Raw genomic sequence first — 16,947 nt, 5'->3', positions numbered from 1 at the left:
CATTAAGGGATACTCAACAATGATATTGTCGTCTGATATAACCAAAATTTTTTTTGAAAAATAATTAATTATCCGCATTGTACTCATTAAGAAACAGGATTACCTGAAAGTGATTCACTAGGTACGTAAATATTAGATGTGAGGGGATCTTTTGCATTGAAGTTAATTGAAATTTCTTAATCCCCGAATTCGAAAGAAATGAATAGTACTAAGAAATCTTTTTACACTAGTACCGTGTTTTCTTAATATTCCATATAAGTGTATCAACACCTTTAGAGAAATGAAAAATTGGTTTGACTTCAGTAAGGTCAAAATTAAAGGGAGTAAAAAGTGTATTCCTACATATCTCTGCCTCTACTGTTTGTAACGGCCAAGGACGATGGTGTATTTCTCCGCAATAGATATTGACTCCATTATCCGTACTATACAAGCAATATCGCTCAGTGAGCCAATGTTCTAAAGTTCCTTTTTTAGGAAAAAAAACTTCTGGTAAAGGAGTGTATTTTACATTAAATCTAATTGGAGTATTTGTTTTTCCTTTACGAATACTTTGACAATGAAAGGTTTGTCCTTTTTTTTCAAAAGAAATTTGTGCAGAATAATAGGGCAAACGAAACCATTTCTTGGCTATTGTATAGGAGGCCCAGTCCTCGACGTCAAGAGACATGAAAAAGATACCGGGTTTACCATCACATTGAACATACGTTCTTACATTGATTTCTGAAAATTTAGGGGTTAGTGATACAGATGACAATCCACGAGGATAAATTCCCTCCATAACGAAAAGAATAACTCCCAACCAGGCATATCCATCAAAGGTGTCAATTTCTAAATGTGGAGGAATATGTGGTCTCAGTGTTTCAGCTGGAATAGGCCAATGGGAAAACAAGAGATTTCTCCAAGGTTGTCGCATAATCCATTTTTTTGAAGGTATTGGCCACGGACGGTGAGCGTTATCATCTAGTAAGTTCATGAAAAGTATCTCCTTTATCTTTATATTAACTTAGCTTAGGGGACAAAAAATTCAGAAAATCATTTGGTGTAGCTTTTAAAACTACAGGTATTTTTCAATTGCTCGTGACTTACCCCCTACAAAGCGGTGAGTGATATCATTATAAAAAACACAATTTACCTTTTTTCGGAAATAACAACAATATTGAACCGTTTAATTAAATTGAATGTGGAGAAGTGAATATGTCGAACATTCTATCCTATTTATCTTTTGTTATGATTGCAATAATATTTGTCCTATTTTTATTTATGCTAGTTGGTTGGCGTTGGATTATGAAACGTATAGTTAAGAAGATGGGAAAAATCATTTTAACCGACAGCTATCAAGAAAATATTATGGAGTTGATGCCAGGCCTAAGGCATATGGGCGTTCAAAATATGCTTGAAAATAGCTTGCGTGCAGAAACAGGCGACTTACTGCATCGCCCGCTTGGCTCTTCAAAAAAATGGCCACATTTGGATCCAATTACCTTTATCCCTGCACAAACGACACCGTTTCCTATTGATGGTGAAGAAGACGTTGATGTCAAGGTAACCATTGGACCAAAAGCAAAAAAACCAATGAAAATAAAAATTCCTCTTATGATTACAGGGATGGCCTATGGTATCGCACTTAGTGAACAAACGAGGCTTTCTTTGGCGGAAGCAGCAAAAAATGTAGGAACCGCGATTAATTCCGGAGAAGGCGGAGTAATACCTGAAGAATTAGATAAAGCAGGAAAATATATTTTACAATTTTCAAAAACAGAATGGTCAAAGGAAGAAGATCTTATTAAGCGTGCCGACATGATTGAAATTAAGTTCGGACAAGGAGCATTATTTGGGATGGGTGGGAAAATTTCACCCAAAAATTTAACAGGTCGGGCTCGTGAAGTGATGGGGCTAAAAGAAAATGAGGATGGAGTCATTTTTGAACATTTTTTTGAAAATCAAACATTGAAAGATATTAAAAAACTCGTTAACGAACTTCGGAGTATAACTGGTGGTGTTCCCATTGGTGTAAAAATGGGGGCAGGGGGAAAATTGAAGAAGATATAGATCATTTAATTGAACTTGGTGTTGATTTCATAACGATTGACGGCGGCCAAGCGACCACACATGGTGCACCACCGATTTTATCCGATGACATGGGAATACCAACATTGCATGCAGTTGTCCGGGCTGTTAATCATTTAGAAAAGAGAAAAATGAAGGGACAAATTAGTTTAATTGTCTCAGGAGGGCTATTAGTACCTGGGCACTTTTTAAAAGTACTTGCCCTCGGTGCTGATGCTGTTTATGTAGGATCTGCTATATTATTTGCTGTCTCCCATAATCAAGCATTGAAGTCTCTTCCCTTTGAACCACCTACACAAGTTGTTTGGAATCAAGGTAAATTCAAGGATCAATTTAAGATAGAAGATGGAGTAAAAGCAGCAGAGAAATTCTTTACAGCAAGTATAGAAGAAATGAAAATCGCATTAAGAGCGATGGGGAAACGCTCTTTAAAAGAGTTGTCAAAAAAAGATTTAGTTTCCTATGATGAATTGACTGCTAAAATGGTTGGAATTCCATTTTCATTTGAACCTTGGGAAGACAAACAAGAGAAATAAGTGAATACGTGCCTACGTACCTATTAGCAAATTTACGAAAAATAGCAACAGAATTATTTATACCAACTTGTTTCATAAGCTTTTTGGGCAGAGGGATCCAGAGATGCTAAGTTTATTATTCCTTTGGCAAATCCAAATACCTTTGTAAATCATAAGGCTTTAAAAAGCATAGTTCTTAAAAAAGAGTTTGTTTAGTCATCAATTATTCCACCTTTACCTTGTCCATATTTTTATATGCATGATAAAGGTAAATCTATGTTGGTTATTATAATGGAACACCAAAAGCTGCCGAGGAGGCAGCTTTTTTTTCTTTCCGATAAGGTCGTTCATGTAATTACTATTTTTACTAAGGTTCTGACTGATTATAGATTTTATTTCTTTTTTTCAACTATCTTATTAAGTAATTGTAAGCGGTGATATATCTACCTCATCTCACTAATAGGTTTTTGATTAAGTAAACTAAAATATCAAATTAGACTAAGGTTTATAGCAAAAGCTTGTCTCCATTCATAGGATAAAGAAAGGCTGAAATCAATGTTATTGGATTCAGCTTTCCCAAACGGGTTTTAAGTGTGGTTTCCCTTATTTGTCATGACAAAAAAAGGCGATGCTTCCGCCCGTTTTAGGGTTAATATGAAGGGAGAGGCTAGAATTGCCAAATGTTCAGTTAGTACCCTTCCAAGTAGAAGGAATAACAGAAATCACTTCGGAAGTTCCAAGAGGTATTAAAATGATTCGTGCACGCTCTATTTGGAGAGAAGGGTTTAAGGGTGAGAACATAGTAGTAGCCGTAATCGATTCAGGATGCCAACCAGATCACCCTGATTTAATTGGTCAAATTATTGGAGGATATAATTTCACGGAAGATTATTATGGTGATCCTTTCAACTTTGCCGATAATAACGGACATGGGACTCATGTCAGCGGAACCATTGCAGCAGCAGAAAATGGTTTTGGAGTTGTAGGTGCAGCACCTAAAGCGAAGTTGCTGGTACTTAAGGTTTTAAATGGATCAGGAGAAGGAACAACAGAAAGCATTACTTCAGCTATTAATTACGCTATCAATTGGACAGGCCCTAAAGGTGAAAAAGTACGGGTTATCTCTATGTCATTAGGGGGACCGGATGATGACCCGGCCTTACATTCGTCGATTATAAACGCCGTTCAATCTAATATAATGGTCGTGTGTGCCGCGGGTAATGAAGGCGATGGAAATGCCGAAACAAACGAGTACAGTTATCCAGCTGCATACCAGGAAGTTGTGGCAGTAGGCTCAGTTAACCTGCGTGAACGTATATCTAGATTTAGTAATTCTAATGGTGAAGTGGATTTAGTGGCCCCAGGGGAGAAAATTGTATCAACCTTTCCTGGTAACCAATTTGCCGTCTTATCAGGTACATCCATGGCTGTACCACATGTGTCAGGGGCTGTTGCGCTTTTGATAAATAAATTTGAAACAAAACTTGGCCGTAAATTAACAGAGGTAGAAGAATTTAATGAACTCTTAAATAATACAGTTTCGCTGGGCAAATCAAAGACTCAAGAAGGGCATGGAATGCTGAAACTAAATCACCAGAAATTAGAAAATATAAAAAAGGCTTTAAGGGAGTTTAGGTAACCTTACAGATAGAGAAAAGGTAAGTATATGATCCTAATTTCATGTATATTGGGTTAGAAACTCAAATAAAAAGAGATACAAACCAACCCTCTGAGAGTAACTAAGGGTTTTTTTTTATGTAAATTTTTTGCTTATTGAACTACCATGAATATAAAACTCTAGGTGTTACAAGTGGTTTAGAACTATTATTAAACCTAAAAAGCTACTTCAAAGATTGAACTCTGAAGTAGCTCCTACTTTATAACTTTCTATACTTCTCTGGTACTCTGGAATCGAATATAGGGACTTCTTTTCTTATTTGCGGTACTTTCTCTAAATCTAAAGTGGCCTTTAATTCACCCACTTTCTGATCTAATTTCTGAACAATGTCTCCCCATGGATCTACAATTTGTGAGCAACCTGCGAATTCCACTCCTAACTTTGTTCCCGCCACATTTGATGCAACAACATACATTTGGTTCTCAATTGCGCGCGCACGAAGTAATATATTCCAATGTGTTTCCCTTGCGAGTGGCCATTCTGCTACGATATGTAACACTTGAATACCTTGTAATGCTAAGTCACGAATAATTTCAGGAAATCGTAAATCGTAACAAATAATAATCCCCATCTTCACACCTTCAAGTTCGAATACTTTAACTTGATTATGACCTCCCGTTAAAAACTTTGGCTCATCTAACATCGGAACAAGGTGCATCTTGTCATATGTGTGAACAATCTCACCCATTCGATTTACAATAACCGCACGATTAAAGATACCTTTACCGTCTAATACGGCAATCGAGCCACCTACCAAGTTTACATTAAACCTCTTACCCAGTGATTGTAAAAATTCAATTGATTGATTACCATCCTCTTTGCAGATTTCTTTCAATTCTTCTAACGCATAACCCGTAGACCACATTTCAGGAAGTACTACAACATCCAAATCATCACTGTAGTTAGCTTCTAACCAGCGTTCAATGATTTTCCTATTCTCTTCTGGATTCCCAACTTCTAAATCCATTTGAAATACTAAATAATTCATATAATTCACTCCTCAATAGTATTTAATAATGAAGTATCTGGTTTCACAAACAACCATAAAATAGTTGCAAAAACACAGGGATTACAGTTACTCCTAATGTGATATGCCAACTAAAATTTTCTGTTAGCCATCCACATAATAACGGTGATACAAATGCTCCTAGATTTCCCCACAAGTTCATCCAACCTGATATGGAACACTCTAACTTTAGCGGTTTCGACAAGTTCTCTGTCTTCAAGTATATATTCTTTTTCTTGTTCATTCACTAACTATTAGTACAAACATGAAAATTCAGTCAATTTAAAGTAATAAGATTGTTATACATATCCTTCTTTACATTTATTAAGCAGTTAAAATATATCTTGATCAATTTATGATGCAGTTTCTCTCTTTTGTAGGCTAAGGGGTGGTTCGTATTATAATGTTAGAACGTTTTACTTAATGAGCTTTTTAAACCGGTATCCATATCAAATATAGAGGAAATATACATTTTTGATCATCACTTTGAAGACCATACCTTTAAGATTTTATTAAGTCACTTATATTAAAAGATGAAGAAAAGAATGTAAAAATATATGTTGCGTAAAAGGGAAATAAAGGGAGATGGAGGGATATGGCGTTTACATGCACTGAATGAAGACCAATCGTTTAGAAGCCCGATTATCAGTAAATATAGGTCCAGAGCAGCTTTGCATGTTTTCTCATTCAATGATAGGATGTGTACGATATTAAATATAGAAAGGATTGATTCTTCATTAATTTTCTCGATTTAACGTACACGTTGGCAATGGAAAAAGCTATGTTTCGGGCTCATGGGATCGGTTATGCACAATATGCTCAAAAACTGGAGCAACGTATAAAGGTTGAACAAGAACGGGAACAAGATTATTTACAAAGCAGACGTATATTAGAGGTAATGAGAGCCAATCTTTTTATGAAATGAATAGGTTTATATACAAACTCAGTTTGCAAATAGAATATAAAAACTCATAAACAAAAGAGAGAGTAATCTTAAGATTGCTCTTTTTTGTCTTGTACTAAATAGATTTTGGATAACTTTTCCTAAAGCATAGACCATTGTTGATAAGTACAACTTCGTTCAAAAAGTGACTAAAGCATTGGATAAGAACGAAAGAAATCTCCGGGATTAAAGAAAGCTCATTTTATCCTCTTTAAAGGCTATTTAAATCTAAAGGGAAAACACAGGGATAGAGATATTAAATTACAAAGCGAAGATTGGAGTAATCTGTTGTATCTTTATAGGTTTTCACCACAAAGAAAGGTAAGGATATCGTATCCTTACCTTTTAATGGCTAAGCTCCTAATATTGTCTATATACATATGGATCCTTAGGTTCAACGGTTTTATTATATGATGATACTTTGAGTATCGGAATGGTCTTCTTAAATGGCTGATAATAAATGGTTTCTAATTCTCCTGTCACGGAATACCACTCATCATTTTTAGGATTCATCCCTTCCGGAAATTCGATTAACATACCGAATGCCCCAGAATCTGCGACACAGTGAATGATACCGAAACGAAACAGAAATACTTGGTTTTTGGCTACATCCTCTGAATTGTAGGAAAATCCGGTTAACGTAATTTGTTTACCGGTGAACTTTCCAGGAGAGTAATAGATGGCTTCTAAATCGGTAAGGTAGTTTTCGTCGGTTAAATGAAGACTATTATGTTCGACTAAGTTTTGGAGCGACTGGTCCATTAAAGTTAAATAGTCATCCTTACCATAATAAAGACTCGTATCAGGCTGCAGAAATTGATGCTGACTATATTCATCTGTGTCATCGTATACTGGGAAATGAAATCCTTTTTTTTCTACGATATTTGAATCCATTGTGGCAACAGGCAGAAAAAGGCCGGTGAAAATGGGAATCAAAAATAGCGAGTAAGTAAGGATTTTTTTCCATACCTTGTTTTCATGAGAGTGATCATGTCCTCGATGACACTCTTCACACTCTTCTTGATCTCCTTCTTTTAAATAAAGGTAAGAGCCCATTAACGTAAAAATAGCAAGTATATAGATAGCAATCTGTGAAACATAAGAGTACTCCATATTAATATATTTCGATATATTCCCTGAGGCGTGTAAATGCATAAATAAAAAAGTAAGTCCAAGTAATATAAATAAACGAACCATATATAACACCCTCTTTAAGAAATAAACAATAAAGTTAAGCCAAGTACGGAAATAAAAATATAGGCCATCAAGCATAAAACAAATTTTGTTTTAAACGTACCTAAAAGCATTATCGTATTTTTGATATCGAACATGGCCCCAAATACAAGAAAAGCAACTAGAGAAGAGGTCGAAAAGGTACTTCTAAAAGAACTTGCAACAAAGGCGTCTGCTTGAGAACACAAGGACATGACATAAGACAAAGCCATCATTACTACATTCCCAGATAGATTTCCTTGACCAATTTCAAGCAATAGGGATGTTTTCAAAAAGGTTTGAATGGCAGCTGCCAGAAGTGCGCCAATAATTAAATATTTTCCTACAGAAAAGAACTCTTCAATCGAGTGTCTAAACATTCCTTTTACTTTGTCTTTAAATGTATGAGAATGGTGATGTGTATGTCCTATATGATCATGTTTCAGTTGATTAGTTTTAAATTGAAAGGATAGGATGAATGCAATAATAATGACGACCAAAAATGCAATTCCGCCACGATAGAAAACCATACTCCAACTATTCCCAAACGCAATATAAGTGGAAAACAGAACAATTGGATTAAGAATAGGTGCAGAAAGCATAAAGGCAATGGCCGCTGAAAGAGGAACACCTTTAGCAATTAAGCGGCGGGTAATCGGGACAATTCCACACTCGCATGCAAGAAATAAGACTCCTGCACCTATTGCGTATAAGACAGACAAGACTGGGTTTTTCGGTATAATCTTTGCAATCATCTCTTCAGACACAAACATTTGGATTATTCCAGATATAAGGACTCCCAATAGGATGAAGGGAAGGGATTCAATTAGGATGCTAATAAAAATGGTATTCATTTGCAAAAGTGCCTGATAGTTCATCATAAACCACCTTCCATAAAGCTGACTTATCCATATTAGTTTTGTTATACAGGGAAGTCAATTTTTTATTTCTGGAATAACAGTCCAGAAGTTGATTGAGTAAGAGAATATAGATAAAGTAGGAATATTTACGGAGTGTATCCAGGTTTAAAAGGAAGGTTAACAGGTATACGAGAGAAGCAACTTTTTACCGCTGGAATGGTCAAAGTGGTATTTTTTATACCAAAGCATGATTTTGCAAAGTTCTGTAAACATTAGGATCAGTCACGCAGAGCCATTTCAACAATCTATGAATCGGGAGGATTATAACGTTGGTGAATGTTGAGAATGTATAGAAAAGATATAATAAAGACGGTAGCTTTTTATGAAGTCTAGACTTACTTTAATGAACTCTATTTATTCAATTCCATTACAGGACTACTTATTGGAAAGGCTAAAATCCTTGATGTATCAAGGGTTTTAGCCTTTTATTTGTAATATTTACTTTCAGCTGATTGTTGCTGACTTTGCTCCTTATAAGTAATTAACAACTAATATTATTGAGTAGAATAAGTAATAGACATTAATGTAAAGGAGATGAATTGATGGTGGAACAATAAATTTCCTTCGTTAATTATCTGAAAAAATATATTAATATAATAATTCGGATTATTAGAAAGTGTATTGTATTTACAAATAAATTAATTTACAATGTTACTCATTCCTATAAAACGCGTTAAATTAATATCCTTGTATAATATCAGTGTAAATGGTCTGATAGTTTCTACCTGGTCGCCTTAAAAATGCCGGACTACAGGGAAGTATGAAATAAAAGAGGCCTAACAGGTATTTAGTCACTCGTTCCCTAAGTAAGTTTGATATTGCTACTTATAAAAGGTTCTTATTTGACTCAAGATACTTTGTTTTTAAAAGCTCTTATTTTTCATTCTTTCTGTCCTGTGGCTGAAAGTGTGAAAAATAAGGGCTTTTTATATTAAATAATGCTTTTTATATTAAAAAAATTGGAAAAGATAAATCAAAGGGGATGATAGCATGTATTTTTTGTTGAATATACTAGGTGTTTTAGTTGTGATGGGCATCGTTTACCTTTGTTCACCTAATAAAAGAAATGTTAATTGGAAAGCCATTCTTAGCTTGTTAGTGTTAGAGTTACTTATTACTTGGTTTATGTTATCGACTAAAATAGGGGCATGGGTCATTAATCAAATTGCATCTTTCTTTACTTGGTTGATTTCATGTGCAAATGAAGGGATTTCTTTTGTCTTTCCTTCTGTTATGGCAAATGAGCAAGTTGATTTCTTTTTCAGTGCCTTAATGCCAATTATTTTTATTATAACGTTTTTTGATATTTTATCGTATTTCGGTATACTCACATGGATTATCGATAAAGTAGGATGGCTCATTTCAAAAGTGTCTAGATTGCCAAAACTTGAAAGTTTCTTTTCCATCCAGATGATGTTTCTTGGAAATACAGAGGCACTTGCCGTTCTCCGGATTCAACTCGCTGCGATTAAAGATCAGCGTTTATTGACATTTGGAATCATGAGTATGAGTAGTATCAGTGGTTCCATTATTGGAGCATATTTATCCATGGTACCTGCAACATATGTATTTGTCGCCATTCCTTTAAACTGTTTAAATGCCTTGCTGATTGCAAACATGCTCAACCCAGTCAGTGTCAGTAAAGAAGAAGATGTCGTTTATGTTCCTACTAAAGAGGAACGTAAAGATTTCTTTTCCACCATTTCTAACAGCATGCTAGTGGGAGCCAAGATGGTTTTCGTCATCATGGCAATGGTTATCGGTTATGTGGCGTTAACAGCAAGCTTGAATGGGATATTTGGTTTCTTTGTGGATGGCCTGACCATTCAAAAAATCTTCTCTGTGATTTTTAGTCCATTTGCATTCCTGCTTGGATTAACTGGACATGATGCCATGTATGTCGCTCAATTGATGGGAATCAAGCTTGCCACGAATGAGTTCGTTGCCTTGCTCGATTTAAAGGATAAAATCAGTACACTACCCCCGCATACAGTAGCTGTTGCTGTCACTTATCTGACGTCATTTGCCAACTTCAGTACAGTAGGCATGATTTATGGAACATTCAATTCCATCCTTAATGATGAGAAATCGAACATAATCGGTCGGAATGTTTGGAAGCTGTTGCTTAGCGGGATGGCTGTTTCCTTGTTAAGTGCTATGATTGTAGGATTATTTGTTTGGTAATCATTAAAAAACATATGACTTTTTCGTGTAATCAACTAAAAGGTACGTAGTAAGACCACTCTTTATTTGAAAACAAATATATCTATTAATTTCGGTGTGTTAACTACAATTTTAGAACAGACAACGAACTTGCAGGTGAAAAATAGAAACCCGTTGAACTTAATCAGGATTATTCCAGCCTAGTGTGGTAGGACCTAAAAACACTCATTTCTCCGGAGATGAGTGTTTTTATTTGCATCGCTAGAAGACTCAGTTAGTTCAACCCTTTGTTTAGCTTCACATGGGGTATTTTGTGTGTGGTTTTGTTAAACAGATTTCTAAGGAATAGATATCCTTCAAAAGCAAAGAATAAAGAAATATTGACACATAAGCTTCTCTCTTTACATAGGATAGGGGGGTATGGTATTATGATTTTAAGGAGGGGTGAGAGATGGATAAAAAAATAAATGAGCAAGGTTCGTTCATTGAAGATGAAAATGGCGAATGCTGTATTACCTCTTCCCACGGCCGAAAAAGTCATCACTCTGAAGTAGTGAAAAAGAATTTAACGACCCGCTTAAATCGTATCGAAGGTCAAATTCGAGGTATTAAGGGTCTTATCGAAAAAGATACTTATTGTGATGATGTTATTACCCAGATAGCTGCGACACAAAGTGCCATGAATAGTGTGGCAAAGATTTTATTAGAAGGTCATTTAAGAAATTGTGTAGTAGACCGACTGAATGATGGGGATACCGAGGTCATTGACGAAGTGCTAGTAACGATACAAAAATTAATGAAAAAATAAAGGAGAAGTGATTAGGGTGGAAAACGTAACATTGAAGGTAACTGGAATGTCATGTGGTCATTGTGTGAATGCAGTTGAAGGGAATGTAGGAAAGCTTTCGGGTGTAGAAAGTGTAAAAGTACATTTAGACGCAGGAAAAGTAGATGTTGCGTTTGATAATGAAAAAGTATCACTTGAAAAAATAAAAGAAACCATTGATGATCAAGGCTACGATGTTGAATAAGGAATAAGGGTGCTTTTAAAGCACTTCTTTTTTACAATATATTATACCCCATGGTGGTATAAAGGGGCGGGGATAAAGTGAGCAAACATATAAAAGAAACAAGTATGCAAATTTCAGGAATGACCTGCGCGGCCTGTGCAACACGAATTGAAAAAGGGTTAAATAGAATGGAAGGTGTTGAAGAGGCCACTGTTAATTTGGCCCTTGAAAAATCAGTCATTACTTATGATACAGAAAAGTTAAGTACCCAGGACTTTGAAAAGAAAATTCAAGATCTTGGCTATGATGTGGTAAAAGAGAAAAAAGAGTTTACCATTACGGGAATGACCTGCGCGGCCTGTGCAACACGAATTGAAAAAGGGCTAAATAAGATGGATGGAGTATCCAAGGCCAATGTAAACCTGGCACTTGAAAACGCGACCGTTGAATATGATCCTTCTGAAGCTTCCCCAATTGATATTATTCAACGAGTTGAAAAGTTGGGCTACGGGGCGATCATCAAGGATGATAACAAGGAATCGGTGGATTTTCGCCAGAAAGAAATTCAAAAACAAAAGAGAAAATTTATTTTTGCCGTAATTTTGTCATTCCCGTTGTTATGGGCGATGGTAAGTCATTTTAGTTTTACTTCGTTTATTTATATGCCGGATTTCCTCATGAACCCATGGGTGCAAATGGCGTTCGCAACGCCTGTGCAATTCATCATTGGTAAGCAATTCTATGTAGGGGCATATAAGGCTTTGAAAAACAAAAGTGCGAATATGGATGTTTTAGTTGCAATGGGAACGTCCGCTGCCTATTTTTATAGTGTCTATCAATCGATCATCGCCATTGGAGTCCACCACCATACTGCACAACTATATTTTGAAACTAGTGCCATCCTTATCACCCTCATTCTTTTAGGGAAGCTCTTTGAAGCAAAAGCAAAAGGACGTTCATCAGAAGCCATTAAAAAATTGATGGGACTTCAGGCCAAAACAGCGTTGGTGCTGAGGAATGGTGAAGAGCGCGAAATACCTCTAGAAGAAGTCATTGTTGGAGATACAGTTTTGGTGAAGCCAGGTGAAAAAATCCCGGTGGATGGAGAGGTCATCGAAGGGAACTCTGCCGTCGATGAATCCATGTTAACAGGAGAAAGCATTCCAGTAGATAAAAGCATGGGAGATACCGCGATTGGTTCAACCCTGAATAAAAATGGTTTTCTCAAAATGAAGGCCACAAAAATCGGAAGAGATACCGCTCTTTCGCAAATCATCAAGGTGGTAGAAGACGCTCAAGGGTCTAAAGCTCCAATTCAAAGGCTCGCTGACCAAATTTCTGGTGTTTTCGTACCCATTGTTGTCGGAATCGCCCTTTTAACTTTTCTCGTATGGATGATCTGGGTTAATCCTGGTGAATTTACACCAGCTTTTGAAGCGATGATTGCGGTACTTGTAATAGCTTGCCCGTGTGCTTTAGGTTTGGCTACTCCAACATCAATCATGGCCGGGTCAGGGCGTGCCGCAGAGTTCGGTATTTTATTTAAAGGCGGAGAACACCTGGAAACTACTCACCATATTGATACGGTTATTTTAGACAAAACGGGAACTGTTACTAATGGTACACCAGTGTTAACCGATGTCCTCATCGAAAATGGAATGGGTGAACAACACTTTTTATCTCTTATCGGGGCCGCTGAAAAACAATCTGAACACCCACTTGCACAATCAATTGTTCAAGGAATTCAAGAAAGAAAAATATCACTTGGATTGGTTCAGGAGTTCGAAGCTATTCCAGGTTACGGGGTAAAAGCTGTAGTGGATCAAAAAGTGTTACTGGTGGGAACACGGAAATTAATGAAGCAAAATAACGTGGATATTACAAATGCACTACCGGCCATGGAAGACCTTGAAGGGCAAGGTAAAACCGCGATGCTGGCTAGCATTGATGGTGAATATGCAGGTCTTATTGCTGTGGCGGATACCATAAAAGATACTTCTCAAACAGCCATAAAAAGGTTAAAAGAGATGGATATTCTGGTCATCATGATAACGGGTGATAATCAAAGGACTGCTCATGCCATAGGAAACCAAGTTGGCATTGACCAGGTCATTGCGGAAGTACTTCCTGAAGGGAAAGCGGAAGAAGTGAAAAAACTTCAAGCAGCTGGAAAGAAAGTGGCTATGGTTGGAGATGGAATCAATGATGCACCAGCACTTGCCCTAGCTGATATTGGTATGGCTATCGGGACGGGGACAGACGTGGCCATGGAAGCTGCGGATATTACTTTAATTCGTGGGGATTTAAACAGCATTGCAGATGCTATTCACATGAGTAGAAAAACCATGCGAAATATTAAACAAAACCTGTTCTGGGCCTTTGCCTATAACGTAATAGGAATACCGATTGCGGCTATTGGGCTACTTGCCCCTTGGTTAGCAGGTGCTGCCATGGCATTTAGTTCTGTATCCGTTGTAATAAATGCACTTCGACTGCAAAGGGTAAAGCTTAAAAGATAAAATTAATATTTTGGAGAAGCATTGGTACTCGTATCAATGCTTTTTTTAGTCTCTGTTAAATAGTTCTGTTGATATTTATAGTTGCTTGTTTTCCACTAATTTGACTTACAAGACACAGCATACTTACTTAGTGGAGAAGCACCCTTACATCTTATTGAAGGCCTATTGGAGTTAGCGACTCCTGTTCATGCACAAGTATATTCAAGAGTTTATCAAGTTCTTGGCTCAAATATAATGTTTTTGGTGAGGTGAATCCATGTTTCAGGGCTGTATTTATTAATTCTTTCCTCATTGTCTCTATTTTATTATGTAGCAGTTCCATACTTTCCAACGAAAATCCCCTCAAAACCTTTCCTTTATTGTAGTATATTTATTATTACATAAATTAGGATGATTTTAAATATTATAGTAAGTACTTACTTATTAAAAGTAAACAAATTCTGGCGGGAGCAATACAAATCTTCCTCACTATCATTCGATATATGTAATTACAGATAACTATTCATATAAAATTATTACTTCCATACATAACGAGCCGTTAAAAAACATCAGGACTTTAATTTGATATAGCATAAATTTGCAATAAAGAATATAATTTGTATTAGGTAAACTTTTTTTGATTTTATTTTCATATAGTGAATATCTCCATTTTGAGTGAGTTGTATTCGTAAAACTGTATAATTTAGGAGAATTTAATATTTGTTGAATTTTAAAGAGAACCTGTTTATTCTCCTTTTTACTAACTGTATTTCGTTTATTGCTAGATGGATAGGATTAGTAGCTGGGTTTATCAAAAATTACTTAGAGATGAAACTAATAAAGTGTTAAGAAGTAACAAATGGTTTCGACAAAATAATTTTAGGATAGACAAGCTCTATTATTTACTATGAAGATGAAGGAAAATTTCATATAGTATTGGAATGGGTATATTCGTTTAAAAGCGAATATTTAAAAGGGAAGCCGGTGCAAAATCCGGCACGGTCCCGCCGCTGTAATGGTGAGTCCTATGCAAGAAAGTCACTGGATAATATCCGGGAAGACGCATGGAGATGATGAACCTAAGTCAGAAAACCTGCCCGTTCTAAAAATGCTGTTAAACCTACGGGAGATAGGGAGGTGTTAGAGTGCTAGAAGACGAATTTGTTCTTAAACTATAAGCATTTCTGACCGTTAAATCTGGTTGGAAATGCTTTTTTATATTTCGTAATTTTTCAAATAGATAAAATTCCATAATTGAAGGTGGGAAAACATGTTTTTAAAACGGTCTAATTTATTCCATTCTTTTGTTGGACTACTAGTAATTTTCACAATTTTTGTTACTGGTTGCAGCAACACAACAATAGATCAAGAAAATACATCAAATAAAGATAAACAAAAAGTTGTTACTTTTTCATGGCCTGGGGATATAGGTGACTTAAATCCACACACATATTTTCCGAATGAGTTTTTTTCCCAGGCTATGGTATATGAATCCCTAGTTTATTACGGTGAAGGCGGAGAAATTCAGCCTTGGCTTGCAGAGAGCTGGGATATATCGAAAGATGGAAAAGAATATATATTCCATCTGAGGAAAGATGTTAAATTTTCCGATGGTTCCCTCTTTAATGCTGCAATCGTTAAGAAAAACTTTGATACCATTTTAGATAATCGCAAACAACATGAATGGGTGGAATTAATTAACCAAATCAAAGGTACTGAAATAATAGATGAATATACATTTAAACTTATTTTGAACAACGCGTATTATCCAACTCTTCAAGAACTAACTTACATCAGACCGTTGAGATTTGTAGGAGAAGCTGCTTTTCCTGACAGTCAAAACACATTTAAGGACGGACTCAAGTCTCCGATTGGCACAGGACCGTGGGTATTGAGCGAATATAAGAAAAATGAGTTTGCAGTTTTTAAAAGGAATGAACAGTATTGGGGTACTAAACCTAAAGTAGATAAGGTGGTTGTTAAAGTCATTACTGACGGTGAGTCAAGAGTATTAGCTTTTGAGAAAAAAGAACTCGACTTTATTTTTGGAAACGGAGTCATAAGCCAAGATTCATTCCAATTTTTGAAGAATTCAGGGCAATATGAAACCAAATTGTCAGAACCTACAGCTACAAGAACGCTTCTTCTTAATTCAAACAGAGAAGCGACTAAAGACCTTAAAGTTCGGTTAGCTCTCCAACATGCTTTTAATAAACAGGCTGTTATTGATAAGATCTTTTATGGTATGGAAAAAAAGGCTGATACTTTGTTTCCACCTACTTTGCCATACACGAAAATTAATATAAAGCCATATGAATATGATGCAGAAAAAGCAAAACAGTTATTGGATGAAGCCGGATGGAAACAAGTGAAGGGGAAACCATTTAGAGAAAAAGACGGAAAAGAATTGCAATTGGAATTACTGTTTAATAGTACAGACAACATCCAAAAGTCAATCGCAGAATTTACCCAAGGTGATTTTAGAAAGCTAGGAATAGATGTTAAGTTGACTAGTCAAGAAACTAATACTTTTTGGACAAATGCATTTCAAGGTCAATTTGATTTATTATTTACATCTACTTGGGCTGTACCATTTGATCCACATTCCTATTTAGCTTCTATGACGACAAATACGGAAAATGGTGGTCCAGATTATAACGCTCAATTAGGGTTGCCAGTAAAAAAAGAAATAGACCAGAAAATTAAGAAAGTATTATTAACTACAGACGAAGAAGAGAGAAAAATACTGTATTCAGAAATATTAACGACATTGCACGAACAAGCAATTTATTTACCGATATCTTATCAGTCTAATATAGCAGTGTATCAAAAAAACATTAGTGGAGTAGATTTTTTACCTCAAGAAGCTGAGGTCCCTTTAACTTCAATTGACGTTAATTGAAGTGGGGATACTTAAAAACAACTTAAGGAGTGC

12 protein-coding genes, 1 pseudogene and 2 riboswitches are annotated in these 16,947 nt (G+C 35.9%); of the genes and pseudogenes, 8 read left to right on the top strand and 5 right to left on the bottom strand.

Annotation, left to right across the window (positions count from 1 at the left end):
- Window positions 1-226 precede the first annotated feature (226 nt).
- On the bottom strand, window positions 227-973 hold the full coding sequence (locus tag JFU50_RS26445) for a YqjF family protein (RefSeq protein WP_201224832.1): 747 nt from the start codon (window positions 971-973) through the stop codon (window positions 227-229).
- A 221-nt stretch (window positions 974-1,194) separates the two neighbouring features.
- Between JFU50_RS26445 and JFU50_RS26440 the strand changes: the two are divergent.
- Window positions 1,195-2,603, top strand: a pseudogene (locus JFU50_RS26440) (FMN-binding glutamate synthase family protein).
- Window positions 2,604-3,255: 652 nt separating this feature from the next.
- Window positions 3,256-4,221, top strand: a complete 966-nt coding sequence (locus tag JFU50_RS26435; RefSeq protein WP_242485277.1) for a S8 family peptidase — start codon at window positions 3,256-3,258, stop codon at window positions 4,219-4,221.
- Between the two features lie 238 nt (window positions 4,222-4,459).
- Here JFU50_RS26435 and JFU50_RS26430 read toward each other — a convergent pair whose 3' ends face one another.
- Complete coding sequence (locus JFU50_RS26430; protein WP_201224831.1) at window positions 4,460-5,248, bottom strand: carbon-nitrogen family hydrolase; 789 nt, start codon at window positions 5,246-5,248, stop codon at window positions 4,460-4,462.
- 781 nt (window positions 5,249-6,029) lie between these two features.
- Between JFU50_RS26430 and JFU50_RS26425 the strand changes: the two genes are divergently transcribed.
- Window positions 6,030-6,191: a hypothetical protein gene (locus tag JFU50_RS26425; RefSeq protein ID WP_157444477.1), complete on the top strand. Its 162-nt coding sequence runs from the start codon at window positions 6,030-6,032 to the stop codon at window positions 6,189-6,191.
- A gap of 378 nt (window positions 6,192-6,569) precedes the next feature.
- Here the strand turns inward: JFU50_RS26425 and JFU50_RS26420 are convergent, their stop codons facing one another.
- Both JFU50_RS26420 and JFU50_RS26415 read right to left on the bottom strand, forming a co-directional pair.
- Window positions 6,570-7,406 carry a TIGR03943 family putative permease subunit gene (locus JFU50_RS26420; RefSeq protein WP_201224830.1) on the bottom strand — a complete coding sequence of 279 codons (837 nt, stop codon included), beginning with the start codon at window positions 7,404-7,406 and terminating at the stop codon, window positions 6,570-6,572.
- Window positions 7,407-7,420: 14 nt separating this feature from the next.
- Window positions 7,421-8,302 carry a permease gene (locus JFU50_RS26415; protein WP_446728150.1) on the bottom strand — a complete coding sequence of 294 codons (882 nt, stop codon included), beginning with the start codon at window positions 8,300-8,302 and terminating at the stop codon, window positions 7,421-7,423.
- A 706-nt stretch (window positions 8,303-9,008) separates the two neighbouring features.
- Window positions 9,009-9,112: riboswitch (purine riboswitch) on the top strand.
- Window positions 9,113-9,331: 219 nt separating this feature from the next.
- On the opposite strand from JFU50_RS26415, the gene JFU50_RS26410 reads away from it, so the two are divergent.
- The 4 genes from JFU50_RS26410 (at window position 9,332) to JFU50_RS26395 (ending at window position 14,033) form a co-directional block, all read left to right on the top strand.
- Window positions 9,332-10,525, top strand: coding sequence for a nucleoside transporter C-terminal domain-containing protein (locus JFU50_RS26410; RefSeq protein WP_053345682.1), 1,194 nt, complete (start codon window positions 9,332-9,334; stop codon window positions 10,523-10,525).
- 430 nt (window positions 10,526-10,955) lie between these two features.
- Window positions 10,956-11,312: a metal-sensitive transcriptional regulator gene (locus JFU50_RS26405; RefSeq protein WP_201224829.1), complete on the top strand. Its 357-nt coding sequence runs from the start codon at window positions 10,956-10,958 to the stop codon at window positions 11,310-11,312.
- A gap of 16 nt (window positions 11,313-11,328) precedes the next feature.
- Window positions 11,329-11,535: a copper chaperone CopZ gene (gene copZ, locus JFU50_RS26400; protein WP_053345683.1), complete on the top strand. Its 207-nt coding sequence runs from the start codon at window positions 11,329-11,331 to the stop codon at window positions 11,533-11,535.
- A 104-nt stretch (window positions 11,536-11,639) separates the two neighbouring features.
- Window positions 11,640-14,033 (top strand): heavy metal translocating P-type ATPase, encoded by a 2,394-nt coding sequence (locus JFU50_RS26395; protein WP_201225196.1) that lies wholly within the window; start codon window positions 11,640-11,642, stop codon window positions 14,031-14,033.
- Window positions 14,034-14,184: 151 nt separating this feature from the next.
- Here the strand turns inward: JFU50_RS26395 and JFU50_RS26390 are convergent, their stop codons facing one another.
- Window positions 14,185-14,355 carry an aspartyl-phosphate phosphatase Spo0E family protein gene (locus tag JFU50_RS26390; protein WP_201225195.1) on the bottom strand — a complete coding sequence of 57 codons (171 nt, stop codon included), beginning with the start codon at window positions 14,353-14,355 and terminating at the stop codon, window positions 14,185-14,187.
- A 583-nt stretch (window positions 14,356-14,938) separates the two neighbouring features.
- Window positions 14,939-15,127: riboswitch (cobalamin riboswitch) on the top strand.
- A gap of 155 nt (window positions 15,128-15,282) precedes the next feature.
- On the opposite strand from JFU50_RS26390, the gene nikA reads away from it, so the two are divergent.
- On the top strand, window positions 15,283-16,914 hold the full coding sequence (nikA, locus tag JFU50_RS26385; protein WP_201224828.1) for a nickel ABC transporter substrate-binding protein: 1,632 nt from the start codon (window positions 15,283-15,285) through the stop codon (window positions 16,912-16,914).
- Window positions 16,915-16,947: the final 33 nt, after the last annotated feature.

The organism is Peribacillus sp. TH14 (genome assembly GCF_016651145.1).
Classification (GTDB): Bacteria; Bacillota; Bacilli; order Bacillales; family DSM-1321; genus Peribacillus; species Peribacillus butanolivorans.
Note: the sequence above shows the minus strand (reverse complement) of the source record. Positions and strands in the feature narration are given on the sequence as shown.

What these genes read in the sequence shown, in the direction of transcription:
- nikA (WP_201224828.1), top strand. Translation starts at nt 15,283, where the DNA reads ATGTTTTTAAAACGGTCTAATTTATTCCATTCTTTTGTTGGACTACTA.
- JFU50_RS26420 (WP_201224830.1), bottom strand. Translation starts at nt 7,406, where the DNA reads ATGGTTCGTTTATTTATATTACTTGGACTTACTTTTTTATTTATGCAT.
- JFU50_RS26405 (WP_201224829.1), top strand. Translation starts at nt 10,956, where the DNA reads ATGGATAAAAAAATAAATGAGCAAGGTTCGTTCATTGAAGATGAAAAT.
- JFU50_RS26410 (WP_053345682.1), top strand. Translation starts at nt 9,332, where the DNA reads ATGTATTTTTTGTTGAATATACTAGGTGTTTTAGTTGTGATGGGCATC.
- JFU50_RS26395 (WP_201225196.1), top strand. Translation starts at nt 11,640, where the DNA reads ATGCAAATTTCAGGAATGACCTGCGCGGCCTGTGCAACACGAATTGAA.
- JFU50_RS26415 (WP_446728150.1), bottom strand. Translation starts at nt 8,302, where the DNA reads ATGATGAACTATCAGGCACTTTTGCAAATGAATACCATTTTTATTAGC.
- JFU50_RS26445 (WP_201224832.1), bottom strand. Translation starts at nt 973, where the DNA reads ATGAACTTACTAGATGATAACGCTCACCGTCCGTGGCCAATACCTTCA.
- JFU50_RS26430 (WP_201224831.1), bottom strand. Translation starts at nt 5,248, where the DNA reads ATGAATTATTTAGTATTTCAAATGGATTTAGAAGTTGGGAATCCAGAA.
- JFU50_RS26390 (WP_201225195.1), bottom strand. Translation starts at nt 14,355, where the DNA reads ATGGAACTGCTACATAATAAAATAGAGACAATGAGGAAAGAATTAATA.